We start from the raw sequence: 23118 nt of genomic DNA on the forward strand, positions 1-23118 counted from the left end.
CTTGTCGCATGTGTCGGCCGACCGCAGGCTTGAGGTCATGACCTCCGTGACCGTCCTCGGCCTCGGCCGCATGGGCACCGCCATCGCCTCGCGCCTCTCCTCCGCCCACGACGTCCGCAGCTGGACGCGCCGTGCCGGCGGGTCACCGGCCGACGCGGTGGACGGCGCCGAGGTGGTGGTGCTCGCGCTGTACGACGGGCCAGCCTGCCACGACGTACTGACGGCGTGCCTGCCCGCACTGACACCCGGTGTCAGCGTCGTGAACACCACGACGTGCTCGCCCGACGAGGCCGCGTCGTTGGAGGAGCTGGTCACCGCGACCGGGGCGAGGTACGTGCAGGCGCCGGTCATGGGCTCGACCCCCGCTGTCGACGGCGGTCGCCTGACGGTCCTCGCGGGATCCGAGCCGACGGCCGAGGTCGAGTCCGTGCTGTCGGTGCTGGGGGAGACGCTGGTCTTCGGCTCGTCGGCGGAGGCGGCCGCGCTCAAGCTGGTCGCCAACGGCGTGCTCGGCGACTCGGTGGCCTCGCTGCGCCGGTCCCTGGCCCGGGGCGAGGCCCTCGGCCTGCCCCGGCCGGCGGTCCTCGACGTGGTCGGCCGCAGCCTGCTGGGCCGTTTCGTCGACGGTCGTCGCGCCGTGCTCGACGGCTCGGGGTCCAGGCCGGAGGCGACCTTCGCCGCGGGCGCCCTGGCCAAGGACCTGGCCCTGCTGGCAGCGGCGAGCGACACGGTGCCGGAGGCCTCGGCCGCGCTGTCGGTGCTGCTGGCCGACGGGTCGGTCGGACCGGACGACGACCTCTCCGTGGTCGGCGCTGCGGCACCGGACCTGTCCTGGCTGGCCGACGCGCACCTCGACGTCTCACCCGAGGTGGTCGCCGACCCCGACGTGCTGGAGCCCCTGCACGCCTACGCCCTGACGCACGCGACCGGCGACCCGGCGTACCTCCCCGACGCCTTCCTCCCCACCGCCCACGTCGAGGGGTACCGCGACGGTGCCTTCGCCTCCATGGACCTCGACACCTTCGCCGCCCTGTTCACCGGACCCGCCCCCGACGAACCGACCCGCACCCGCCGCGTCGAGCGCCTCGACGTCCGCGGGTCCGTCGCCACCGCCGTCATGACCCTCCACCACGGCGAGGTCGACTTCACCGACGTCTTCGTCCTCCTCCGCGACCCCTCATCCGGTCACTGGCGGATCGCCAACAAGGCCTACGAGCGGCGTACGTCGGGATAGTCCGGTGTGAATGGGTCGTGCCTGTGGGCGTTTCACGACCCAAACGCACCGGACTACCCCGGCAGGCGGGTCGGTCCTCGGCGCAGGGCATCCGGGCCGGGGTCCTAGACTGCGAGGAGAACACCACCCAGACAGGGGAGCACGTCGTCGCCACGAAGCCGTGGCGGCCGCGGGCTGAGAGTGCGGACAGCCGCAGACCCTCGAACCTGCTCCGGTTAGCACCGGCGAAGGGAGTCACCCATGAGGCACACGAATGCCCGTCTGTACGCCGCCGCGCTGGCCGCCCTGCTCCCGCTCAGCGCCTGCTCGTTGACGGGTGAGGACGACAGCGGCAGCGGTTCGGGCACGGCGGGAGGCGGCGACGTCGTCCTGGTCACCCACGAGTCGTTCGTGCTGCCGAAGAAGCTGATGAAGCAGTTCGACCAGGACACCGGGTACCACCTGGTCGTCCGGGCGAGCGGCGACGCCGGCACGCTCACCAACAAGCTCGTGCTGAGCCAGGGCAACCCGCAGGGCGACGTGGCCTTCGGCGTCGACAACACGTTCGCGTCGCGCGCCCTGGACGCCGACGTGTTCGCGCCGTACGCCGCCGACCTCCCGCCCGGCGCGGACACCTATGTCCTGCCCGGCGACGACGACCACCGGCTGACGCCGATCGACAACGGCAACGTGTGCGTGAACATCGACACGCAGTACTTCAAGGGGAAGCGGGCACCGCAGACGCTCGACGACCTCGTCGACCCGGCGTACCGGGACCTCTTCGTCCTTCCCGGCGCGGCCTCGAGCTCCACCGGTCTGGCGTTCCTGCTCGCGACGATCGCGAAGTACGGCGACGGCTGGCCCGACTACTGGACGAAGCTGATGGACAACGGTGCCAAGCTCACCGCCGGCTGGTCGGACGCCTACGAGGTCGACTTCACCCAGGGCGGCGGCGGGGGAGACCGGCCGATCGTGCTGTCCTACGACTCGTCGCCGGCGTTCACCATCGACGGCGACCACAGCACGACCAAGGCGCTGCTGGACACCTGCTTCCGGCAGGTGGAGTACGCCGGGGTGCTCACCGGCGCCGACAACCCGAAGGGCGCCGAGGCCGTCGTCGACTGGCTGCTGTCGCCGCAGGTCCAGGCGGCGCTGCCGGAGAGCATGTACGTCTTCCCCGTCGACACCGAGACGACGCTGCCGGCGGAGTGGGCGTCGTACGCCGTGCAGCCCGAAGACCCGTACGCGCTGGACCCCGCGGACATCGCCGCCCACCGCGACGAGTGGCTGACGACCTGGAGCGACGTCACCTCCCGATGAGAGTCATCAGACTGCTGCTGGTCGCTCTCGTACCGCTGGCGATCCTCGGCGTCTTCTTCGTCCTGCCGGTGACGGGCATGGTGTCGCGGGGCTTCTGGACCGACGGGTCGTTCGACCCCGGCGGCGTGCTGGACGTGCTCACCCGGCCGCGCGTGCACCGCGTCCTGTGGTTCACGCTCTGGAGCGCGGCCCTCGGCACCCTGTTCTCCCTGGCGCTCGGGCTGCCGGCCGCGCACGTGCTCTACCGGCGGCGGATCCGGGGCGGCAGCGTCCTCAGGGCCGCCCTGCTGGCGCCGTTCGTGCTGCCGACGGTCGTGGTCGGCGTCTCCTTCCGGCAGCTGCTGACGGCCAGCGGGCCGCTCGGCTTCCTGGGCCTGGACGGCACGCCGGCCGCGATCATCGCCGGCCTGGTGTTCTTCAACGCCTCCGTCGTGATCCGGGTGGTCGGCGGCGCGTGGGAGTCGCTGGACCCGCGACCGGCCGAGGCGGCCGCCGCCCTGGGCGCGACGCCGTTCCAGGTGCTCCGCACGGTCACGCTGCCCGCCCTGCGGCCGGCCGTCGTGAGTGCTGCCAGCGTCGTGTTCCTCTTCTGCGCCACGGCCTTCGGCGTCGTGCTCACCCTCGGCGGGTTGCGCTACAGCTCGGTCGAGACCGAGATCTACCTGCTCACCACCAACCTCCTCGACCTCCAGGCAGCGGCAGCGCTCTCGGTGCTGCAGCTGGTCGTCGTGGTCGGCCTGCTGCTCGCGGCCGCACGTGCCCGGCGTACGGCGGACCCGTCGCTGGCCCGCGTGGTCGCGCGGCCGCGCCGGCTGGCCCGCGGCGACGTACCCGCCCTGGTCGCGACCTCGGTCCTCGCGCTGCTCGTGCTCGGCCCGATCGCCGCCCTGGTCGCCGGATCGCTGCGCACCGACGGTGCGTGGAGCCTGGCCAACTACCGCGCTCTCGAGACGACCGGCCAATCTTCCGGCCAGCAGCATGCCCTGCTCGTCCCCGTCACGGACGCGCTGATGACCTCGCTGCGGACCGCCGTCGACGCGACCTGGATGTCCCTGCTGCTCGGCCTCACGGTCGCGGTCGTGGCCACCCGGCGGTCGCGCTCCCGGTCCGAGCGGCGGGTGCGGACGGTGCTCGACGGCCTCTTCATGCTGCCGCTCGGGGTGTCGGCGGTGACGCTGGGCTTCGGGTTCCTCATCACCCTCGACCGGCCGCCGCTCGACCTGCGCGACTCGCCGCTGCTCGTGCCGATCGCCCAGGCCCTGGTGGCCCTTCCGCTCGTCGTGCGCACCCTGGTCCCCGTGCTCGGCAGCGTCGACGACCGGCTGCGCCAGGCCGCCGCCACGCTGGGCGCGTCCCCGTTCCGCGCGGCCCTGACCGTCGACCTGCCGGTGGTCGGTCGGCCCCTCCTGGCGTCGGCCGGCTTCGCGTTCGCCGTGTCGCTCGGGGAGTTCGGCGCGACGTCGTTCCTCGCCCGTGACGAGCACCCGACCCTGCCCGTCGTCATCTTCGGTCTGATCGGCCACCCTGGCCCGATGAACTACGGCATGGCGCTGGCCGCCTCGGTCGTGCTCGCCGCGACCACGGCCACCGTCATGCTGGCGGTGGAGCGGCTGCACGTGCCGGTCGGGAGCACCTGATGCTGTCGCTGCGAGACGTGTCCGTCGCCTACGACGGCGTCCCGGCCGTCACCGACGTCGACCTCGAGCTGCCGGACGGCCAGGTGCTCGCCGTGCTGGGTCCGTCCGGGTGCGGCAAGTCCACGATCCTGCGGGCCGTCGCCGGGCTCGAGCCGCTGTCCGGGGGATCGGTGAGCTGGGACGGCGCCGACCTGGCCGGCGTACCGACCCACAGGCGCGGCTTCGCGCTGCTCTTCCAGGACGGGCAGCTGTTCCCGCAGCTGACCGTGGCCCGCAACGTGGGGTACGCGCCGCGGCTTCGGCGCGCGCCGGACACGGCGAAGCGCGTCGGCGAGCTGCTCGAGCTCGTCGGGCTGGCGGGGTACGGCGACCGGCTGCCCGGCACGCTCTCCGGCGGGGAGCGGCAGCGGGTGGCGCTGGCTCGAGCCCTGGCCGCCGAGCCGCGGCTGCTGCTGCTCGACGAGCCGCTGTCGGCCCTCGACACCGGACTGCGCGAGCGCCTGGCCGTGGACCTGCGCGCGATCCTGCGGACGGCGGGCACGACCGCGCTGATGGTGACCCACGACCACGAGGAGGCGTTCACCGTCTCGGACCGGATGGCGGTCATGCGGGCCGGGCGGGTCGTGCAGGAGGGCCCGATCGCCGACGTCTGGCGTGAGCCGGCGGACCCGGAGACCGCGCTGTTCCTCGGGTACGCCCGGGTGTTCCGCGCTGCGGCCGCCGCAGCAGTCCTGGCGGCCGCGGGCCGGCCGCCCGCCGCCGCGGTCGCCGTACGCCGCTCCGCGCTGTCCCTCGACCCCTCCGGTCCGCTCGCGGCGACCGTCGTGTCGTCACGGGCGACGCCCGAGCAGGTACGCCTCGTGGTCGACGCCGACGGCGTCGGCGAGGCGGACGCCGTCGCGCCGCTGGACAGCCATCCGGGGGTCGGACAGCGGGTGCGGTTGGCCGTCGACCCCGGGCGCCTCGCCGTCTGGGAGTCGGCTCCGGCCGCCTCCTAGACTGACGGCCGTGTATCGCCGTGCCTACGCCTTGCTCGTAGGCATCGCCGTCGTGATGGGCGTGCTCGCCGTCGTCGCGGCGATCTCGCTCGACAAGCGTCTCGTGGACCCCGAGGGCTTCCTCGGCCCGTCGTGGCTGCGGCTGCCGCTGCTCGTCGGCGCGGCGTTCGGGCTCGACCTGATCCCGCGGACCCTGTGGCAGTCGCGCTTCAAGCCCGTCGACATGCCGGCGGCCTTCATGCGACGCGTGCGCACGCACTGGACCCGCGAGCGCTGGACGCTCGTGGTGATGGGGCTGGTCTGCTTCTACATCACCTACGTGTCGTACCGGAACCTCAAGTCCTACCTGCCCTTCGTGATGGGCGAGACCAAGTACGACCGCACGCTGCACCTCGTCGACCGGATGCTGATGTTCGGCCACGAGCCGGCGCTGGTGCTGCACCACGTGCTCGGCACCGGGATCGCGGCGCACGTGCTCAGCTACGTGTACCTGTGGTTCCTGCCGCTGGTCCCGCTGGCCCTGACCGCGTGGCTGATCTGGTCGCGCAACATCACCTACGGCTACTGGTTCGCGACCTCCCAGAGCATCGCCTGGGGTCTGGGCACGCTGTCGTACTACGCGCTGCCGACGCTCGGCCCCGGGCTTCAGTACAGCTTCATCTACACCGACCTCCCCGACACCCCGACCTCGCAGCTCATGGAGTCGCTGGTGGGCATCCGGCAGCGGGTGGTGTGGAGCGGCGTCGAGAGCGCGGTCCAGTCGGTCGCCGGGTTCGCCAGCCTGCACTGCGCGATCACCCTGCTCGTCGCGATGATGGTCCAGTACACGGTCCGCAACCGGTACCTGCGCCTGGTCTTCTGGGTGAACTTCTGCCTGACGGTCATCGCCACCATCTACTTCGGCTGGCACTACATCGCCGACGACGTCGCCGGCATCATGATCGCCCTCGTCGCCTTTTACGTCGGCGGCGTCGCCTCCGGCCAGAAGTTCGAGCGCCACGGCCTGGCCTCCCACCCCACGGCCGACTCCGCCGCCGTACCGGTCCTCGAGGACTGAGCTCTCCGTCCGGGGTGGGTTTTTCCCCAGGCCCCGCCGCTTGTAACGCGGTGTTAGGGGCACTTCCCACGCGTTGTAACGCGTGGGAAGAGGGCATAACACCGCGTTACATGCGCCACCCGCCGTGAATGACAAGCATGTAGTTCGTCAAGGCGACACGCCGGTAACTGGTGGGAAATTTGGGGAAAATGTTCCCTCTGTGACGAAATCGCACTAGCGTTCCCGAAGTGCCTCGGGCGATGGGGAAGTCGCCCGAGGCACTTCCAACGCAACACGTGCAGTGAGTCCACCGGGGCTTGCGAGCCGACGACGGGGAAGTCGCCGGCGAGGAGCTGAGGAGTACGCCGACGTGCGCCAGTTGTTCGGCCGGCACGCAGCCGGTGTGGCGTGCGCGCTGACCCTGACGGCCGGGCTGGTCGGGACGCCCGGGTGGGTCGCGGTCGCCGGCGAGCCGGACGGCCATCCCACCCGCGCCGACGTCCGCGCCGCGCGCGACGCGGCCACCGACAAGGCGGGCCAGGTGGCCTCGGTCCAGGGGCGGCTGATCGACGCACAGCACCACCTGCGCCAGACCGAGATCCGCGTCGCCCAGGCCGAGGAGGCGTTCAACGCCGCCCGCTGGCACCTGCGCGAGGCCCGGAGCAAGGCCAGGGACGCCGACGCGAGCGACCAGATCGCCGCGGCCCAGCTCGAGGACATGCGCAACCAGTACGTCGACACCATCACCTCGGCGTACGAGAGCGCCCCCTCGCTCACCGCCCTCTCCTCGATCATGAAGTCCGACGGCATCGAGACCGTCCTGGACCGGACGGCGTCCTACCGCAACGCCCAGGCCGCGCTCGGTTTCGTGTACGACGACTTCACGGTCGCCTCGCTGCTCGCCGGCGTCGCCAGCCGGCAGGCGGCCGACGCGCGAGCCGCCGCCGACGCGCTGGCCGACCAGACCCGGAGGGCCCGGGCGGCTGCACGGATCGCCCAGCGGCAGGCCGGCGCCGAGGCGCACGCCGTCGGGGCCGAGCGCACCGCGCTCATCGCCGAGCTCGCCCGCCTCCAGGACATCAGCGTTGCCCTGGCCGAGCAGCGTCAGGAGTGGCTGGAGAAGCAGGCCGAGCCGACGCCGACGCCCACGCCGACCCCGACCCCGACGCCGGACCCGACGCCGACGGTCGCGCCGACCCCGACGGTGCAGCCCACCCAGCAGCCCACCAAGCAGCCGACGAGCGTCCCGACGTCGGCTCCCACGTCGGCGCCGACGACCCAGGCCACGCCAACGCCCGCCGCGACCACGAGCGCCACACCGACCCCCACCCCCACGCCTACCGCGAGCGCCCCCCCAACGCCGACGGCCCCGCCCACGACGACACCCCCCGCGCCGGCGGGCGGGGCCGGCGCGGCGATCGCGTTCGCGCAGGCCCAGATCGGCGACCCGTACCAGTGGGGCGCCTCCGGCCCGGACAAGTGGGACTGCTCGGGCCTGACCATGAAGGCCTGGCAGGCCGGCGGCATCGCGCTGCCGCACTACTCAGCGGGTCAGTACACCGCCAGCACGCCCATCACCGAGGACCAGCTCCAGCCGGGCGACCTGCTTTTCTGGGGTTCCTCGAGCGACCCGGACTCGATCTACCACGTCGCCCTGTACCTCGGCGGCGGGATGATGATCCACGCCCCGAGGACGGGCGAGACCGTCCGCACAGCCCCCATCGACGAGTGGATCAGCCCCAACTTCTTCGCCCGGCCGTGACTCCGGATGGGACCGGTTTGAAGCGTCCGGCGCGCCGTCACGCCTTGGACTGAGGAGGCGTGGCCGCCCTCGGGCGACCGTCAGACGAACGAGGACCGGCGGACGCGCCGACGAGGGAAAGGCGTGACGCTGCAGCGCGCCGGACACGCCCCGAAGCGGAGCGGAGGGGCAAATTCAACCAGCTTTCGCATGAGCGGGCGCGGGTCCGGGGCGCACGTCGACCCGGGCGGCGAACCGCTCGGCCAGCTCGGTGGGCGACATGCGGCCGGAGAGGATGCGCACGGTCGGCCAGGCGTCGATGTCGAGCTTGGAGGTGGCGCGGAAGGACGCCAGGTCGGCGGCGTACAGCTGGGCCAGTGACGCCACGTCGGCCGCCGTCGGGGCGGTGCCGATGACCCGCTCGGGGCCGCTCATCACGCGGGCGGGCTCCGGCGGGCGGTGGTACCGGTCCACGCCGAGGAAGTCGGTCAGCCGGTCCAGGGCGGTCGGGAAGTCCGCGAGCATCGCCCGGAACTCCAGCCACAGCCACTGCTCACGCGGGAAGACCTGCAGCCCGCGGGTCAGCTGCTCGCCGTAGTAGCCGCGCGCGACGCCGGAGCGCTGCTTGAACGCCAGCGACGGCACGTCGGGGAGCTCGCTCGGCGTGGTCGACGGGCGGAACTCGGTGATGAACTCCGGCCAGTCCGGCGACGTCGTCCAGCGCCCGCGCAGCATCGTCCAGTGCGAGAACAACCGCTCCAGCGGGTCGCGGAAGACCGCGATCAGCCGCATGTCGGGGTTGTAGCGGTGCATCCGCTCCAGGGCGTGCGGCCAGAAGAGGTACGCCGGCGTGGCGTCGCCGGCGATCAGGTGCTGCGGCTTGCGCCGTGGGGCGCGGTAGCCGGCGTAGTCCGGGTGCTCCCAGTCGACGTCCTCGCGGGTGAAGTACTGGAGCTCCTTGCGCGGCGCGCGGGCCACCTGCGGGTGCCGGTCGAGCGCCGTGGAGAGGGTCGACGTGCCGCTCTTCTGGGCTCCCACGATCGAGAAGCTGTACGGCAGCCACTCGTGCACGCCTGCGTCGACGCGGCCGCCCTGCCTGGAGTCCCTCGACACGTTCCTCACCTGTTCGGTCGGGCGCGAATCTACCAAGTGTCGAGCCTCTCCTCCCCGGTAGCGTGAAATCCATGGCCACCGACGCCGCCAGCGACATCGAGACCCACACGGTGCCACCTGACGCCGACGAAACCCCCATCGCCGAGGCCCCGCCGCCGCCACCGGACGTGGACGTCGCGGAGCTCACCGCCCTGCTCGACGGACGGTACGCCGAGGTGCGCGACCTGGTCCGCCGCAACCTCACGACGTACGCCTCGATCCTCGAGGAGGCCGAGACCCTGCCGCGCGACGAGTACCGCGACAAGGTCCGCGACCTGGTGCTCGAGATGGCCGCCACCGGGCAGACGGGGATGGGCTTCCCGACCGAGCACGGCGGCGGGGGCGACATCGGCGCGTCGGTCGCGGCGTTCGAGACGCTGGCGTACGGCGACCTGTCGGTGCTGGTGAAGACGGGCGTCCAGTTCGGGCTGTTCGGCGGCGCGATCCTCCAGCTGGGCACTCGACGCCACCACGACGCCTACCTGCGCGACCTGGTGACCGGGAAGCTGCTCGGCTGCTTCGCGATGACCGAGACCGGGCACGGCAGCAACGTGCAGGCGCTCGGCACGGTGGCGACGTACGACGCCGGCGCCGGGGAGTTCGTCATCACGACGCCGGTCGACGAGCTGGGCGAGGAGTCACGCAAGGACTACATCGGCAACGCGGCCCGGCACGCGCGGCTGGCCGTGGTCTTCGCGCAGCTGGACACCCAGGGCGAGCGGCACGGCGTGCACGCGTTCGTCGTGCCCATCCGCGACGAGTCGGGAGCGGTGCTGCCCGGCGTGCGCGTCGAGGACGACGGCCTCAAGCTCGGCCTCAACGGCGTGGACAACGGGCGGCTGTGGTTCGACGGCGTGCGGGTGCCGCGGGAGGCGCTGCTCAACCAGTTCGCCGACGTGGCCGAGGACGGCACGTACTCCAGCGACATCGAGAACCCGAACCGCCGCTTCTTCACCATGCTCGGCACGCTGGTCCAGGGCCGGGTGTGCGTGGGCGGCGCCGGGATCAACGCGGCCAAGGTCGCGCTGGCGATCGCGGTGAGGTACGGCGTGCGCCGGCGGCAGTTCGAGGCCGTGAGCGAGGACGAGGAACAGCTCCTCCTCGACTACGGGATGCACCAGCGGCGGCTGTTCCCACTGCTGGCGCGGACGTACGCGCTGCACTTCGCCCAGGAGGTCGTCGCCGCGCGGCTGCACGAGGTGTTCTCCCGTGGACCGACCGGCGACGTCGACGAGAAGGGGCGCCGCGAGCTGGAGTCGCGGGCGGCAGGCACCAAGGCGCTGGGCACCTGGCACGCGACGCGGACGATCCAGGAGTGCCGGGAGGCGTGCGGCGGGGCCGGGTACCTCGCGGTGAACCGGTTCGCCGCCCTCAAGGCGGACACCGACGTGTTCACGACGTTCGAGGGCGACAACCACGTGCTGCTGCAGCTGGTCGCGAAGGGGCTGCTGACCGACTACGCGGGCGAGTTCGAGGAGATGGACCAGCTCGGGATGGTGCGGTTCGTGGCCGGGATGGCCGTCGACACGGTCGTCGAGCGGACCAGCGTGCACAAGCTGCTGGAGCGCATCAAGGACGTGCTGCCCGGTGGCGAGAAGTGGGACGACGAGGCGGGGATCCTCGACACCAACTACCACCTGGCGATGCTCCGGTTCCGCGAGGAGCACCAGCTCGCCGGGGTCGCGCGCCGGCTCAAGCGGGGCATCGACGCGGGCCGCCATCCCGGAGAGGTGTTCTCGCGGGTGCAGGACCACGTGATCGCGGCCGCCCGCTCGCACGTGGAGCGGCTGGTGCTCGAGGCGTTCGTCGACAAGCTCGCCGCGCTCCCCGAGTCGGAGAACCGCCGCGCGCTGTCACTCCTCTGCGACCTGCACGCGCTGTCGGTCATCGAGGCGGACCGGGCCTGGTTCATGGAGCACGGCCGGCTCACCGTCGTACGGTCCAAGGCGATCTCCCGCGAGGTGAACCGGCTCTGCCGGCGCGTGCGGCCGATCGCCGTGGAGCTCGTCGACGCGTTCGGCGTACCTCCCAGCATGCTGCGCTCGCCGGACCTGGTCGGCTCGTGACCGCCCGCAGGTTCCCGCCGGGTGTGCCGACCGACGTGTGGGAGCCCGCGGGAGACCCGGTCGGCCTCGCCGTCGTGCTGCCGGGTCGCGGCTACCCGCCGGCCGCGCCGGGCTGCGCGTACGCCGGGTACGTGCTGCGCGCCGCCGGCTGGCGCGTCCGCGACGTCTGGTGGGAGCCGCCGGACAACGACTCGCTCTCGCTCGCCGAGGAGGTCTCGTGGGTGCGCGACCAGCTCGCGACGGCCGTGGGCGAGCACCAGGGCCCGGTGCTCGTGGTCGGCAAGTCGCTCGGCACGTACGCCGCGGCGCTGGCGGCCGAGCGCGAGTACCCCGCCATCTGGCTCACCCCGCTGCTGGTGGTGCCCGAGCTCGTCGAGGCCATCCGCGCCAACCCGGCCCGGCAGCTGCTCGTCGGCGGGACCACCGACCGGCTCTGGGACGCGGACGTCGCCGCCTCGCTGGCCGCCGACGGCTGCGACGTGCTCCAGCTCGACGGCATCGACCACGGCCTCATCGACCCCTCGGACGCGTTCCGCTCCGTCGACGCCCTGGCCGAGATCACCCGCGCGATGGCGAGGTTCGTGGCCCGCTGAGCGCGAGCTTCGGCGTCGTTCCCGCCGCTTCGGCGTCGTTGCAACGACGCCAAAGCTCAGGGATACCCGCTCGAGCGGGTATCCCGCCCCGCTGCGACCGGCAGTGACCTACCGGTTCTCGCCCAGCGAGTCGTCGGCCAGGTTGGCGAGGTCGGAGCCGTGGCCCCGCTCCTCCTCGCGCTTGAAGGAGGCCCGTACCTCGGCCTCGGCCTCGTCGCGGCCGACCCAGTTGGCGCCCTCGACGGACTTGCCGGGCTCGAGCTCCTTGTAGACCTGGAAGAAGTGCTCGATCTCCAGCCGGTCGAACTTCGGCAGGTGGTTGATGTCGCGCAGGTGCTCCAGGCGCGGGTCGGACACCGGCACGCAGAGGACCTTGTCGTCGCCGCCGGCCTCGTCGGTCATCCGGTACATCCCGATCGCCCGCGACTTGATCAGGCACCCGGGGAACGTCGGCTCGCCGATGAGCAGCACCAGCGCGTCGAGGGGGTCGCCGTCGAGGCCGAGGGTGTTCTCGATGAACCCGTAGTCGGCGGGGTACTGCGTCGAGGTGAACAGCGTCCGGTCGAGCCGGATCCGGCCCGACTCGTGGTCGACCTCGTACTTGTTGCGGCTCCCCTTCGGGATCTCCACCAGGACGTCGAACTCCAGCACGGACGCCACTCTGCCAGACCTGCGTCAGCGCAGCACATGGACGCAGGATGCGGACACGTCGTCGATGCGGTCAGCCCGGACGACGGTCTTGTCCGACGCGCAGGTCACGACGTCACGGTCGCCGTCGACGGCGTCGACCAGCCGGGTGAACGACCCACCCGTCAGCACGTCCTCACCCCGTCCGCCGACGAGGTGTACGCCGCGGCGCAGGGTGTCCGCCCCGGGGCCGCCTCGTCCGGTCTGCCGACGCGCGAGGCTGATCTGGTCGTTGCCCGTGCCGCCCACCACCACGAGCTCGGTCCCGGGCTCGACGTCCAGGGCGAAGCCGTCGTCACCGGCACCGAGGAGGACCCTCGCCGGGCCGGGCCCGTGGGGGCCGTGCACCGCTTGGTGGACGGAGCTGAGCTCGAACCGGTCGTCACCACCGTGGAGGCGGACGACCAGGGAGAGCCGCCCGTAGTCGTAGGGCTCCCACACCGCCACGTCGCGCCCGCCGCGGCCGATGAACCGCGCCTGCGGGCCGTCGGACATCATCCAGCCGCCCCGCCGACCCGAGACCAGCCGGGCCGGCGGCGTCACGTCGCCCGACACGAGGAAGTGGACGCGGGCAGGGCCACCGTCCAGGACCACCAACGACGGCTTGCCCCGGCAGGCGTACTGCCGCGGACCGTCCGGCAGGAGGAAGCAGTCGTCGCCGAGGTCGACCCTCCCGCGCACGTACGTCGTGGGCCCGCTGTCGGAGAGGGGCAGGTCGGGCGAGACCTCGACGCGCATCCGCCGGTCGCCCGGCTGGGCCGTGATCCGCAGGACGCCCTGGGTCTCGTACTCGCCCGTCGGCACGGCGTCGGCAGGGGCAGCGCCCAGGAGGACCGAGCCGACGACGGCGGCGATCACCACCACGGCCGACCTACGCATGGAGCACCACCCGACACCCGGAGACGCGGTCGACCGGGTCCGCATGCACGACGGTCCGCCGCGACAGGCAGGTGACGGAGTCGGCCTCCCCGTCGGCAGCACGGATGCGCAGGGTCTGCCATCCGGCCGTGATGACGTCGCGACCGGACCCACCGACGATGAGCCGCCCGTTGCCGAGGATGTCGTCGCCGGGGCCGCCGTACGACGCGTCGTCCGAGCCCGCCTGCAGGTCGTCGGCCCCGGCGCGTCCGAGCACCCGCACCGGTGCCGGTCCGTGGACGATGCGCGCGCGGAACTTGTCGTCCCCGGCGCCGAGCCGGATCACCGCCGGCGAGCCGTGCGGTCCGTGGAGTATCGCGCCCGTCCCCTGCAGCACGACGACGTCGTCGCCACGGCCCGTCGCGACCACGAGCTCACCGCGCTCCAGCGCGCTGCCCGAGCTGTCGTCGAGCCGGTAGGTGACCCGGTCGGGGCCACGCCGGCCGATGAACGTCGCGTGGCTGGCGCGCGTCACGAGGTGGCCGCCTCGCGCTCCGGCGGTCAACCGGGCCTCGACGTACGCCGAGTCCCACGCCTTGACGGAGAAGTCCGCGTGGGCCTGCCCACCGTCGAGCACCACCCGGTGAGGCGTGCCGTCGCACTGGTGGAAACGACCCTCGAGGCTCCCGCACGGCACGTCGGCGGTCAGTCGCACGTGGCCGACGACGTCGGTGTAGGAGCCGGGTCCCGGCGCCTCGCCGCCGTCGAACTGTTCGACGGCGACCTGGACCGTCCGGTCGCCCGGCGCTGCCACGATCCGGAGCGTCCCCCTGTCGACGTAGGTGCCGGTGGGTACGGCGTCGGCCGGCGGCGCGACGGCGAGCATCGTCATCGCCGCGGCCACGGAGCACCACCGCCAGGACCGCACCATCCGTACCTCCCCCAAGGTCCGCCTACCCTACTGATGCCCGTACGGGCGGAACGGTTCGTCCGGGAGGAGACCAGGATGGCGGCGCGCCAGCGACGACGCCGGCCGACGACCGTCGTCCCGATCGCTCTGGTGCTCCTCGTCCTGGCCGGCGGCGTCGCGTCGTACCAGTGGGACCTCGGCAACCGCTGGTTCGGCACGGGGACGCCGAAGGGGCCGGACCCGACGACGCAGCCGGCCGCCGTACCTCCCCCGCCCGGCGTGAGCATCCCGGCTCCGAGCACGCCGTCGGCCGTCGCGGTGGCCAGGGCGGAGGACCAGGACGGTGGGCTGGCCCCGCGCAAGGTGGCCCGCGTGCTGGCACCGCTGCTGGCGGACCGCGACCTCGGGCCGCACGTGGTCGCCCTGGTCACCGACCTGTCGACGGGGGACGAGGTCTTCCGCGCCGGCGACGCCGCGCGGCCCGCGTCCACCACCAAGCTCCTCACCGCGGCCGCGGCGCTGCACGTCCTGGGCCCCGACCACCGCTTCACCACGAAGGTGGTGCTCGAGGGCCATGGCAAGAAGCGGCGGCTGGTGCTCGTCGGCGGCGGCGACCCGTACCTGGCCAGCAAGCCGGCCCCGAAGGGCGAGCCTGTCTACCCGCACCGTGCCGACCTGCGCACGCTCGCCCGGACGACCGCGAGGGCGCTGGCCGGCCAGGGAGTACGCCGCGTCCGGCTCGCCTACGACGACTCGCTGTTCACCGGGCCGCAGGCCAGCCCCCGGTGGGAAAAGACGTACCTGCCGGACGGCGTCGTCGCGCCCATCACCGCGCTGTGGGCCGACGAGGGCCACCCGGCCGACGGCTCCGGCCGGGTGGCGGACCCGTCGCTGACCGCGGCGACGTACTTCGCCGTCGAGCTGCGCGCGGCCGGCCTCGTCGTCGCCGGTGCGCCCGAGCACCGCGTCGTCGGCCAGGACGCCACGCCGGTCGCCGAGCTGAGCAGCCCGCCGCTGGCGGAGATCGTCGAGCGGGTGCTGACCGTCAGCGACAACGAGGCCGCGGAGGTGCTCGCCCACCAGGTGGGGCTGGCCACGGTCGGCCGGGCGTCGTTCGCCGGCGGGGTGAAGGGTGTCGCGCAGGCACTGACCGAGCTGGGCGTCCGGCTCGACGGGGACGAGTGGTACGACGGCAGCGGGCTGTCCCGGGACAACGAGCTCGACCCCGGGACCCTCACCGACGTGCTCCGGGCCGCCGCCTCCACCGAGCACCCCGAGCTGCGCGCCGTCCTGAGCGGGCTGCCGGTGGCCGGGTTCACCGGCTCGCTCGAGTACCGCTTCGCCGACGTCGCCCCCCTCGCCCGCGGTCACGTGCGTGCGAAGACGGGCACGTTGCGCAACACCGCCGCCCTCGCGGGCGTCGTCACCGACCAGGACGGCAGCTCGGCGGCGTTCGTGCTGATGGCCGACCGCGTGGCCCTCCTGAAGGGCACGGCGGCCGAGAACGCCCTCGACGCGGCGGCCGCCGCCCTCGGCGGTTGCCATTGCTCAGTAGGTGGCGCTGGGTAGGTTCGCCCCATGACGGCGTCGGAGATGATCGACTGGGAGCTCGCGATCTCGGTCGGCACCCGCCTGGCCGGGCCGGGTCCCGACATCAGCCGGGACGAGGCCCGCGCCGTCGTCGCCGAGCTCCGCGAGGACGCCGGCCGGTCGACGTCGCTGGTGCGCGAGTACACCGGGCTCGTCGCCGCCGAGAAGACCGCGCCGCTGTACGTCGTGGACCGCCCCGGCTGGATCCGCGCCAACACCGAGAGCTTCGACGTCCTGCTCTCGCCGATGGTGGCGAAGATGACGGAGAAGAAGGGCCCGCCCACCGGCGTCAGCAAGGCCGTCGGCTCGCGGGTCACCGGCGCCGAGGTGGGCGCCGTGCTCGGCTTCCTCGGCGGCAAGGTGCTGGGTCAGTTCGACCCGTTCCGCGACCCGGCCGGCCGCCTGCTGCTCGTGGCACCGAACATCGTGCACGTCGAGCGCGAGCTGGGCGCGAACCCCACGGACTTCCGGCTCTGGGTCTGCCTGCACGAGGAGACCCACCGTGTGCAGTTCACCGCGGTGCCCTGGATGCGCGACCACCTGTTCGGCCAGATCGAGCGGCTCGCCGACCAGCTGGAGCCGACCAAGCTCCTCGACGACGGGCTCCGGCGCCTGGTCGAGGCGACCCGCGGCGGTCCCGACGGGCAGCGCGGGTCGCTGCTCGACGTGCTGGGCACGCCCGAGCAGCGCGAGATCATGGACCACCTCACCGGTGTCATGTCGTTGCTCGAGGGCCACGCCGATGTCGTGATGGACGGCGTCGGCCCGTCGGTCATCCCGTCGGTCGCGGAGATCCGCAAGAGGTTCAACACCCGCCGCAAGGGCGCCGGCCCGCTCGACCGGTTCCTGCGCCGTGTGCTCGGGCTCGACGCCAAGATGGCCCAGTACCGCGACGGCGCGAAGTTCGTCCGGGGTGTCGTCGACAAGGTCGGCATGGCCGACTTCAACGTCGTCTGGCAGGACCCCGCCCACCTGCCCTCCAAGGCCGAGATCGCCGACCCGGCCGCCTGGGTGTCCCGCGTGCTGTGAGCGGTCCGGCTCCCACGGTTGCGGCGACGAGGGTCGCCGTACGCCGTGCGCTCGCGGCCGCCGATCTCGGCAGCGCCCCGGTGCTCGTCGCCTGCTCCGGCGGGGCGGACTCCTTGGCCCTGCTGGCCGCCGCCGTGTTCGAGGCGCGCCAGCGGCCGTGGCCGGTCGTCGGCGTGACCGTCGACCACGCCCTGCGCGACGACTCCTCGGAGGTGGCCACCCGCGTTGTGGGCCAGATGGCCGCGCTGGGGGCCGACGAGACAGCGGCCATCCGGGTGAGCGTGACCGCCGAGGGCCAGGGGCTCGAGGCGGCCGCGCGCCAGGCCAGGTACGCCGTGCTCGAGGAGATCGCCGAACGCTTCGGGTCGACGACTGTGCTCCTCGGGCACACCCGCGACGACCAGGCCGAGACGGTGCTGCTCGGCCTGGCCCGCGGGAGCGGCGCCCGGGCGCTGGCCGGGATGCGACGGGAGTACGGCGTGTTCCTGCGGCCGTTCCTCGGCGTGACCCGCGAGCAGACCGAGGCGGCGTGCCGCGAGCAGGGCATCGAGTGGTGGACCGACCCCGCCAACGCGGACCCGCGGTTCACGCGCACCCGGGTGCGCGATGTGGTGCTGCCGACCCTGGAGGCGGAGCTCGGCCCCGGCGTCGGAGCCGCTCTCGCGCGGACCGCCGACCAGCTCCGCCAGGACGTCGAGCACCTCGACGCCCTCGCGGCGGCCGCCCACGACTCCCTCGACCGACCGCTGCCGGTCACGGACCTGGCTGCGCTGCCGGCCGCCGTACGGACCCGCGTGCTGCGCCTGGCCGCGCTGGCTGCCGGGGCGCGTGACGCCGAGCTGTTCCACGAGCACGTGCTCGCCCTGGACGCCCTCGTCACCGACTGGCACGGCCAAGGTGCGGTCGACCTGCCCGGCCACGTTCGCGGGACGAGGGTGGACGGCGCGCTGGTGTTCGTGCCCGGCTAGGGTCGCTCACATGGACGCCAGCCACGTCGAGCAGGACCTCGTGAACGTGCTGTTCACCGAGAAGCAGATCCAGGACCGCCTCGGCGAGCTCGCGTCCGAGATCGAGCGCGACTACGCCGGCCACGACCTGCTGATCGTCGGGATCCTGCGCGGCGCGGTGATGGTGATGGCCGACCTGGCCCGCAGCCTGAGCCGGCACGTGGAGATGGACTGGATGGCGATCTCGTCGTACGGCTCCGGCACCAAGTCCAGCGGCGTCGTCCGCATCCTCAAGGACCTCGACACCGACATCACCGGCCGGCACGTCCTCATCGTCGACGAGATCATCGACACCGGCCTCACGCTCTCCTGGCTGACCTCGAACCTCACCTCCCGCGAGCCCGCCAGCGTCGAGATCTGCACCCTGCTCCGCAAGCCCGAGGCCCTCCAGATGCCCGTCGAGGTCAAGTACGTGGGATGGGACATCCCGAACGAGTTCGTCGTCGGCTACGGACTCGACTACCGCGAGCGCTACCGCAACCTGCGCGACATCGGCACCCTGAGCCCGCACGTCTACAGCTGACGCCCGGCGTAGTCCCTGACGTGTGGGCCCTCTGGCGCCCCAGGTAAGGGCCCAGACGTCAGGGACTACCTCGACGAGACACCGGACACACCCGGACACCGCCTCCGGTTCTCGGGAACGTTCCGGTCCCGCTCGCTCGTTGCGCCTGAGAGAATGGTCGTTGTCGGCGGGCGGTACCGTCGTCCCTTCAGATCAGTGCCCCGACCGGGGTGTGCGAAAAGAGTCTCGTGAAGCGTTTGCTCAAGGGTCCCTGGCTGTGGATCGTCATCGCCGTCGTCGGCGTGCTCCTGGCCCTGCAGTACCTCACGCCGAGCGGTGGGTACGACGAGATCCAGACCTCCGAGATGCGTCAGTACATCTCCAGCGGGCAGGTCAAGGAGATCACCTTCGTCGACGGCGACCAGGTGATGAAGGCGACCCTCGACCAGGGCGTCGACCGCAACGGCGGCGACAAGGTGCAGGCGCACTGGATCGACGGCCAGCAGGAGGGCCTGGTCGACCTGGTGGACCAGCAGGTCGCCGACGGCACCATCGAGAAGGCCAACTCCGAGAACCCCCAGCCCAGCCTGCTCGGCTCGATCCTGGCGACGCTGCTGCCGTTCGCGCTGATCGTCTTCCTCTTCATCTTCCTGATGAACCAGGTCCAGGGCGGCGGCGGCCGCGGCATCATGCAGTTCGCCCGCTCCAAGGCCAAGCTGATCACCAAGGACATGCCGAAGACGACGTTCAACGACGTCGCCGGCTGCGAGGAGGCCATCGAGGAGCTCGGCGAGATCAAGGAGTTCCTCCAGGAGCCCGCCAAGTTCCAGGCCGTCGGGGCCAAGATCCCCAAGGGCGTGCTGCTGTACGGCCCGCCCGGCACCGGCAAGACGCTGCTGGCCCGCGCGGTCGCGGGTGAGGCCGGCGTCCCCTTCTACTCCATCTCCGGCTCCGACTTCGTCGAGATGTTCGTCGGCGTGGGCGCGAGCCGCGTCCGCGACCTGTTCGAGCAAGCCAAGGAGAACGCCCCGGCCATCGTGTTCATCGACGAGATCGACGCCGTCGGCCGTCACCGCGGCGCCGGCATGGGCGGCGGCCACGACGAGCGCGAGCAGACCCTCAACCAGCTGCTGGTCGAGATGGACGGCTTCGACGTGCGCGGGGGCGTCATCCTCATCGCCGCCACCAACCGGCCCGACGTGCTCGACCCGGCCCTGCTCCGTCCCGGCCGCTTCGACCGCCAGATCCAGGTCGACGCCCCGGACCTGAACGGCCGCCACCAGATCCTGCTCGTGCACTCGCGCGGCAAGCCGATGGCGCCCGACATCGACCTCAAGTCGGTGGCCCGGCGCACGCCCGGGTTCACCGGCGCCGACCTGGCCAACGTGCTCAACGAGGCGGCCCTGCTGACGGCGCGCGCCAACGAGAAGCTGATCGGCAACCTGGAGCTCGACGAGGCCATCGACCGCGTGATCGCCGGCCCGCAGCGCCGCACGCGCCTGATGAGCGAGCACGAGATCCTGATCACCGCCTACCACGAGGGCGGCCACGCGCTCGTCGCCGCGGCGCTGCCGGGCACCGACCCCGTGCACAAGGTGACGATCCTGCCGCGCGGCCGGGCCCTGGGCTACACGATGGTGCTGCCCGACCAGGACAAGTACTCCACGACGCGTTCGGAGATCCTCGACAAGCTGGCCTACATGATGGGCGGCCGCGCCGCGGAGGAGATGGTCTTCCACGACCCGACCACCGGCGCCAGCAACGACATCGAGAAGGCGACCGCGCTCGCGCGGGCCATGGTCACCCAGTACGGCATGACCGAGCGCCTCGGCGCCATCCAGCTCGGCAACGACAACAGCGAGCCGTTCCTGGGCCGCGACATGGGCCACAGCCGCAACTACTCCGAGGACGTCGCCGCGGTCGTCGACGAGGAGACCAAGAAGCTGCTGGCCAACGCCCACCAGGAGGCGTTCGACATCCTCGTCGAGAACCGCGACGTGCTCGACGCCCTCGTGCTGGCGCTGCTCGACAAGGAGACGCTGGACAAGGAGCAGGTGGCCGAGATCTTCGAGCCGCTGCGCCGCCGTCCCAACCGACCGGCCTGGACGGGCTCGCCGGACCGCGTGCCCTCGACGATCCCCCCGATCGAGATCCCGCAGGAGATCCGGGACCGCGCCAAGATCAACGGCACCAACCAGCAGGATCGCTCCGCGCCGGTGCTGACTCCTCCCGGGAGCGGCGGCGACGTGCACGGCGACCCCGAGGTGACGCCGCCCAGCTCGGGCGCAGACCTCCCCACCTGATGGTCGACCCCGTCACCACGCCGGAGCGGTCACCGGCCGACGTCCCTCCCTTCGACCACGACCGAGCGGCCGCTGCCGTCCGCGAGCTGCTGATCGCCATCGGCGAGGACCCCGAGCGTGAGGGGCTCAGGGAGACGCCGGCGCGGGTGGCCCGGGCGTACGCCGAGATGACGGCCGGCCTGCGGATGACGCCCGAGGACGTGCTGACCACGACCTTCGACATCGGCCACGACGAGATGATCCTGGTGCGCGACATCGAGCTGTGGTCGATGTGCGAGCACCACCTGGTGCCGTTCACCGGTGTCGCCCACGTCGGGTACATCCCGGCCGAGAGCGGCAAGATCACCGGCCTGTCCAAGCTGGCCCGGCTCGTGGACGTCTTCGCCAAGCGCCCGCAGGTCCAGGAACGGCTGACGACGCAGGTCGCCGACGCGCTGGTGCGGTTGCTCGAGGCCCGCGGCGTGATCGTGGTGATCGAGGCCGAGCACCTCTGCATGACCATGCGTGGTGTGCGCAAGGCCGGGGCCCGCACGATCACCTCGGCCGTGCGCGGCCAGATGCACAACGCGGCCACCCGGTCCGAGGCGATGGCGCTGATCCACCGCAACGGCTGATGCGGCCATGATCCGGCCGGCCGACCTCACGCGCACCGACCGCCCCGTGCTGATGGGCGTGGTGAACGTGACGCCCGACTCCTTCTCCGACGGCGGCCGGTGGGCCACGCCGGACGCGGCGATCAGCCACGGGCGCGAGCTGCTCGTGGCCGGAGCCGACATCCTGGACGTGGGAGGGGAGTCGACCCGTCCGGGGGCCACCCGGCCGCTGGTCGAGGAGGAGCTCGCCCGGGTGGTGCCGGTGATCATGGCCCTGGCCGCGGACGGCGCGACCGTCTCGGTGGACACCATGCGCAGCGAGGTGGCGCGAGCCGCCATCGAGGCGGGGGCGGCGATCGTCAACGACGTCTCCGGAGGTCTGGCCGACGCGGACATGCTGCCGGTGGTGGCGGCGACCGGGGCGGCGTACGTCGCCATGCACTGGCGCGCGCACAGCGACACCATGCAGCAGCACGCGACGTACGACGGCCCGGGCGGCGTCGTGGCCGCGGTGCGCGACGAGCTGGCGGAGCGGGTGGACGCGATGCTGGCCGCCGGGATCGAGCGCGACCGGATCGTGCTGGACCCGGGGCTGGGGTTCGCCAAGACCGCCGAGCACAACTGGACGCTGCTGCGGGGGCTCGAGCCGATCGCCCGCCTCGGCTACCCGGTCCTGGTCGGCGCGTCCCGCAAGTCCTTCCTGGGCAGCCTGCTCGCCGGACCCGACGGTGTCGCGCGAGGCGTCGAGGACCGGGAGCACGCGTCGTCCGCGCTGCACGTGCTGCTCGCACAGCAGGGCGTGTGGGGCCTGCGCACCCATGACGTTAGGGCCGCGCACGACGCGCTGCGGGCGCTGGCCCGCTGGAACCGGACCCAGCCGACGACGGAGCCCACCCCGTGACCGACGAGCTGAGCGTGTGGGGCATCGAGTGCTACGGCCACCACGGCGTCTTCGAGCACGAGAAACGCGAGGGACAGACCTTCGTGGTGGATCTCACGCTGGGCGTGGACACCGCCCCGGCGGCGGCCACTGACGACTTGCGCGACACGGTGGACTACGGGAGCCTCGTCGCGTCGGTCAAGCAGGCCGTCGAGGCCGACCCGGTCGACCTCATCGAGACCCTGGCCCAGCGGCTCGCGGACGTCTGCCTCAGGGATGTTCGTGTTGAATGGGCGAGGATCACGGTGCACAAGCCGGAGGCTCCCATCGACGCGACGTTCGGAGACGTCACCCTCACGGTCACCCGCTCCCGACACCCCGATGACCAGCCCCCCGAAGGTGAGGCCACCACATGACGGAGACCCCCAACCCGCACATTCCCGACTCCGACACCCTCACGGGCGAGATGCGACCGATCCGGCGTGCGGTGCTGTCCCTGGGCTCCAACCTCGGTGAGCGGCTGACCAGCCTGCAGGGCGCCGTGAACGCCATCGCGGACACCCCGGACGTGTGGGTCACCGGTGTCTCGCCGGTGTACGAGACCGAGCCCGTCGACTGCCCGCCCGGCTCGGAGAACTTCCTCAACGCGGTCGTCCTGATCGACACCACCCTGGCCGCGAGCCGGCTGCTGGACCGCGCCCACGCCATCGAGGACGCGATGGGTCGCGAGCGTGGCGACGGCGTCCCGGTCAACGCCCCGCGCACCCTCGACGTCGACGTGATCGTGGTGGGCGACCGCCGCGCCGACGACGAGCACCTGGTCCTCCCGCACCCGCGGGCCTTCGAGCGCGCGTTCGTCCTCCAGCCCTGGTACGACATCGAGCCGGACGCCGTGCTCCCCGACCACGGGCCGATCGCCGAGCTCCTCGAGAAGGCACCGGACCGCGACGGCCTCAAGCTGCGCGACGACCTGACCCTGCAGGACCAGTGACACCTCCAGGTC

The 23118-nt window shown here is 72.4% G+C and carries 21 protein-coding genes; 17 read left to right on the top strand and 4 right to left on the bottom strand.

The window, feature by feature from the left end; genetic code table 11:
- The first annotated feature begins 37 nt into the window (after positions 1-37).
- From ISU07_RS04790 to ISU07_RS04815, 6 genes are all read left to right on the top strand, one after another.
- Entirely contained in the window at positions 38-1234 is a 1197-nt protein-coding gene (locus ISU07_RS04790) for a nuclear transport factor 2 family protein (protein WP_194705547.1), read from the top strand.
- A 240-nt stretch (positions 1235-1474) separates the two neighbouring features.
- On the top strand, positions 1475-2533 hold the full coding sequence (locus ISU07_RS04795) for a thiamine ABC transporter substrate-binding protein (protein WP_194705548.1): 1059 nt from the start codon (positions 1475-1477) through the stop codon (positions 2531-2533).
- Positions 2530-4170 carry an ABC transporter permease gene (locus ISU07_RS04800; RefSeq protein ID WP_194705549.1) on the top strand — a complete coding sequence of 547 codons (1641 nt, stop codon included), beginning with the start codon at positions 2530-2532 and terminating at the stop codon, positions 4168-4170. The genes ISU07_RS04795 and ISU07_RS04800 overlap by 4 nt, the downstream gene beginning before the upstream one ends.
- Positions 4170-5168, top strand: a complete 999-nt coding sequence (locus ISU07_RS04805) for an ABC transporter ATP-binding protein (RefSeq protein WP_194705550.1) — start codon at positions 4170-4172, stop codon at positions 5166-5168. Before ISU07_RS04800 ends, ISU07_RS04805 begins: the two co-directional genes overlap by 1 nt.
- A 10-nt stretch (positions 5169-5178) precedes the next feature.
- On the top strand, positions 5179-6225 hold the full coding sequence (locus ISU07_RS04810) for a phosphatase PAP2 family protein (protein WP_194705551.1): 1047 nt from the start codon (positions 5179-5181) through the stop codon (positions 6223-6225).
- A gap of 349 nt (positions 6226-6574) precedes the next feature.
- Positions 6575-7966, top strand: coding sequence for a C40 family peptidase (locus ISU07_RS04815; protein ID WP_194705552.1), 1392 nt, complete (start codon positions 6575-6577; stop codon positions 7964-7966).
- Positions 7967-8140: 174 nt separating this feature from the next.
- On the opposite strand, the gene ISU07_RS04820 is transcribed toward ISU07_RS04815, so the two are convergent.
- On the bottom strand, positions 8141-9058 hold the full coding sequence (locus ISU07_RS04820; protein WP_194705553.1) for a sulfotransferase domain-containing protein: 918 nt from the start codon (positions 9056-9058) through the stop codon (positions 8141-8143).
- 71 nt (positions 9059-9129) lie between these two features.
- On the opposite strand from ISU07_RS04820, the gene ISU07_RS04825 reads away from it, so the two are divergent.
- Together ISU07_RS04825 and ISU07_RS04830 are read left to right on the top strand one after the other, a co-directional pair.
- Positions 9130-11163, top strand: a complete 2034-nt coding sequence (locus ISU07_RS04825; protein WP_194705554.1) for an acyl-CoA dehydrogenase family protein — start codon at positions 9130-9132, stop codon at positions 11161-11163.
- The gene (locus ISU07_RS04830; protein WP_194705555.1) at positions 11160-11756 is read left to right on the top strand and encodes an alpha/beta fold hydrolase; all 597 of its coding nucleotides are present in this window, start codon (positions 11160-11162) and stop codon (positions 11754-11756) included. Before ISU07_RS04825 ends, ISU07_RS04830 begins: the two co-directional genes overlap by 4 nt.
- A 108-nt stretch (positions 11757-11864) precedes the next feature.
- Here ISU07_RS04830 and ISU07_RS04835 read toward each other — a convergent pair whose 3' ends face one another.
- Genes ISU07_RS04835 through ISU07_RS04845 form a run of 3 tightly spaced genes read right to left on the bottom strand, consistent with a single transcriptional unit; the run spans position 11865 to position 14229 of the window.
- A complete protein-coding gene (locus tag ISU07_RS04835; RefSeq protein ID WP_194705757.1) occupies positions 11865-12404 on the bottom strand; it encodes an inorganic diphosphatase in 540 nt (179 codons plus the stop codon).
- A gap of 27 nt (positions 12405-12431) precedes the next feature.
- Positions 12432-13322: a hypothetical protein gene (locus ISU07_RS04840; protein WP_194705556.1), complete on the bottom strand. Its 891-nt coding sequence runs from the start codon at positions 13320-13322 to the stop codon at positions 12432-12434.
- Positions 13315-14229 carry a hypothetical protein gene (locus tag ISU07_RS04845; protein ID WP_194705557.1) on the bottom strand — a complete coding sequence of 305 codons (915 nt, stop codon included), beginning with the start codon at positions 14227-14229 and terminating at the stop codon, positions 13315-13317. Before ISU07_RS04845 ends, ISU07_RS04840 begins: the two co-directional genes overlap by 8 nt.
- Before the next feature lie 36 nt (positions 14230-14265).
- Here ISU07_RS04845 and dacB point away from each other — a divergent pair, with 36 nt between their 5' ends.
- From dacB to folK, 9 genes are all read left to right on the top strand, one after another.
- Positions 14266-15780 (top strand): D-alanyl-D-alanine carboxypeptidase/D-alanyl-D-alanine endopeptidase, encoded by a 1515-nt coding sequence (dacB, locus tag ISU07_RS04850; protein ID WP_194705558.1) that lies wholly within the window; start codon positions 14266-14268, stop codon positions 15778-15780.
- A gap of 9 nt (positions 15781-15789) precedes the next feature.
- Positions 15790-16830 carry a zinc-dependent metalloprotease gene (locus tag ISU07_RS04855; protein ID WP_228521108.1) on the top strand — a complete coding sequence of 347 codons (1041 nt, stop codon included), beginning with the start codon at positions 15790-15792 and terminating at the stop codon, positions 16828-16830.
- Positions 16827-17798: a tRNA lysidine(34) synthetase TilS gene (gene tilS / locus ISU07_RS04860; protein WP_194705559.1), complete on the top strand. Its 972-nt coding sequence runs from the start codon at positions 16827-16829 to the stop codon at positions 17796-17798. Before ISU07_RS04855 ends, tilS begins: the two co-directional genes overlap by 4 nt.
- A gap of 10 nt (positions 17799-17808) precedes the next feature.
- Positions 17809-18360 carry a hypoxanthine phosphoribosyltransferase gene (hpt, locus tag ISU07_RS04865; RefSeq protein WP_194705560.1) on the top strand — a complete coding sequence of 184 codons (552 nt, stop codon included), beginning with the start codon at positions 17809-17811 and terminating at the stop codon, positions 18358-18360.
- Between the two features lie 227 nt (positions 18361-18587).
- Positions 18588-20642, top strand: coding sequence for an ATP-dependent zinc metalloprotease FtsH (ftsH, locus tag ISU07_RS04870; RefSeq protein WP_194705561.1), 2055 nt, complete (start codon positions 18588-18590; stop codon positions 20640-20642).
- Entirely contained in the window at positions 20642-21256 is a 615-nt protein-coding gene (folE, locus tag ISU07_RS04875) for a GTP cyclohydrolase I FolE (protein ID WP_194705562.1), read from the top strand. Before ftsH ends, folE begins: the two co-directional genes overlap by 1 nt.
- A gap of 7 nt (positions 21257-21263) precedes the next feature.
- Entirely contained in the window at positions 21264-22136 is an 873-nt protein-coding gene (gene folP / locus ISU07_RS04880) for a dihydropteroate synthase (RefSeq protein ID WP_228521109.1), read from the top strand.
- Positions 22133-22531: a dihydroneopterin aldolase gene (folB, locus tag ISU07_RS04885; RefSeq protein ID WP_194705563.1), complete on the top strand. Its 399-nt coding sequence runs from the start codon at positions 22133-22135 to the stop codon at positions 22529-22531. The genes folP and folB overlap by 4 nt, the downstream gene beginning before the upstream one ends.
- Positions 22528-23106 carry a 2-amino-4-hydroxy-6-hydroxymethyldihydropteridine diphosphokinase gene (gene folK / locus ISU07_RS04890; RefSeq protein ID WP_194705564.1) on the top strand — a complete coding sequence of 193 codons (579 nt, stop codon included), beginning with the start codon at positions 22528-22530 and terminating at the stop codon, positions 23104-23106. The genes folB and folK overlap by 4 nt, the downstream gene beginning before the upstream one ends.
- Positions 23107-23118 lie beyond the last annotated feature (12 nt).

The organism is Nocardioides islandensis (assembly GCF_015352455.1).
Taxonomy (GTDB): Bacteria; Actinomycetota; Actinomycetes; order Propionibacteriales; family Nocardioidaceae; genus Nocardioides; species Nocardioides islandensis.

What these genes read in the sequence shown, in the direction of transcription:
- ISU07_RS04790 (WP_194705547.1), top strand. Translation starts at nt 38, where the DNA reads ATGACCTCCGTGACCGTCCTCGGCCTCGGCCGCATGGGCACCGCCATC.
- ISU07_RS04795 (WP_194705548.1), top strand. Translation starts at nt 1,475, where the DNA reads ATGAGGCACACGAATGCCCGTCTGTACGCCGCCGCGCTGGCCGCCCTG.
- ISU07_RS04800 (WP_194705549.1), top strand. Translation starts at nt 2,530, where the DNA reads ATGAGAGTCATCAGACTGCTGCTGGTCGCTCTCGTACCGCTGGCGATC.
- ISU07_RS04805 (WP_194705550.1), top strand. Translation starts at nt 4,170, where the DNA reads ATGCTGTCGCTGCGAGACGTGTCCGTCGCCTACGACGGCGTCCCGGCC.
- ISU07_RS04825 (WP_194705554.1), top strand. Translation starts at nt 9,130, where the DNA reads ATGGCCACCGACGCCGCCAGCGACATCGAGACCCACACGGTGCCACCT.
- ISU07_RS04840 (WP_194705556.1), bottom strand. Translation starts at nt 13,322, where the DNA reads ATGCGTAGGTCGGCCGTGGTGGTGATCGCCGCCGTCGTCGGCTCGGTC.
- dacB (WP_194705558.1), top strand. Translation starts at nt 14,266, where the DNA reads ATGCCCGTACGGGCGGAACGGTTCGTCCGGGAGGAGACCAGGATGGCG.
- ISU07_RS04855 (WP_228521108.1), top strand. Translation starts at nt 15,790, where the DNA reads ATGACGGCGTCGGAGATGATCGACTGGGAGCTCGCGATCTCGGTCGGC.
- hpt (WP_194705560.1), top strand. Translation starts at nt 17,809, where the DNA reads ATGGACGCCAGCCACGTCGAGCAGGACCTCGTGAACGTGCTGTTCACC.
- folE (WP_194705562.1), top strand. Translation starts at nt 20,642, where the DNA reads ATGGTCGACCCCGTCACCACGCCGGAGCGGTCACCGGCCGACGTCCCT.
- folP (WP_228521109.1), top strand. Translation starts at nt 21,264, where the DNA reads ATGATCCGGCCGGCCGACCTCACGCGCACCGACCGCCCCGTGCTGATG.
- folK (WP_194705564.1), top strand. Translation starts at nt 22,528, where the DNA reads ATGACGGAGACCCCCAACCCGCACATTCCCGACTCCGACACCCTCACG.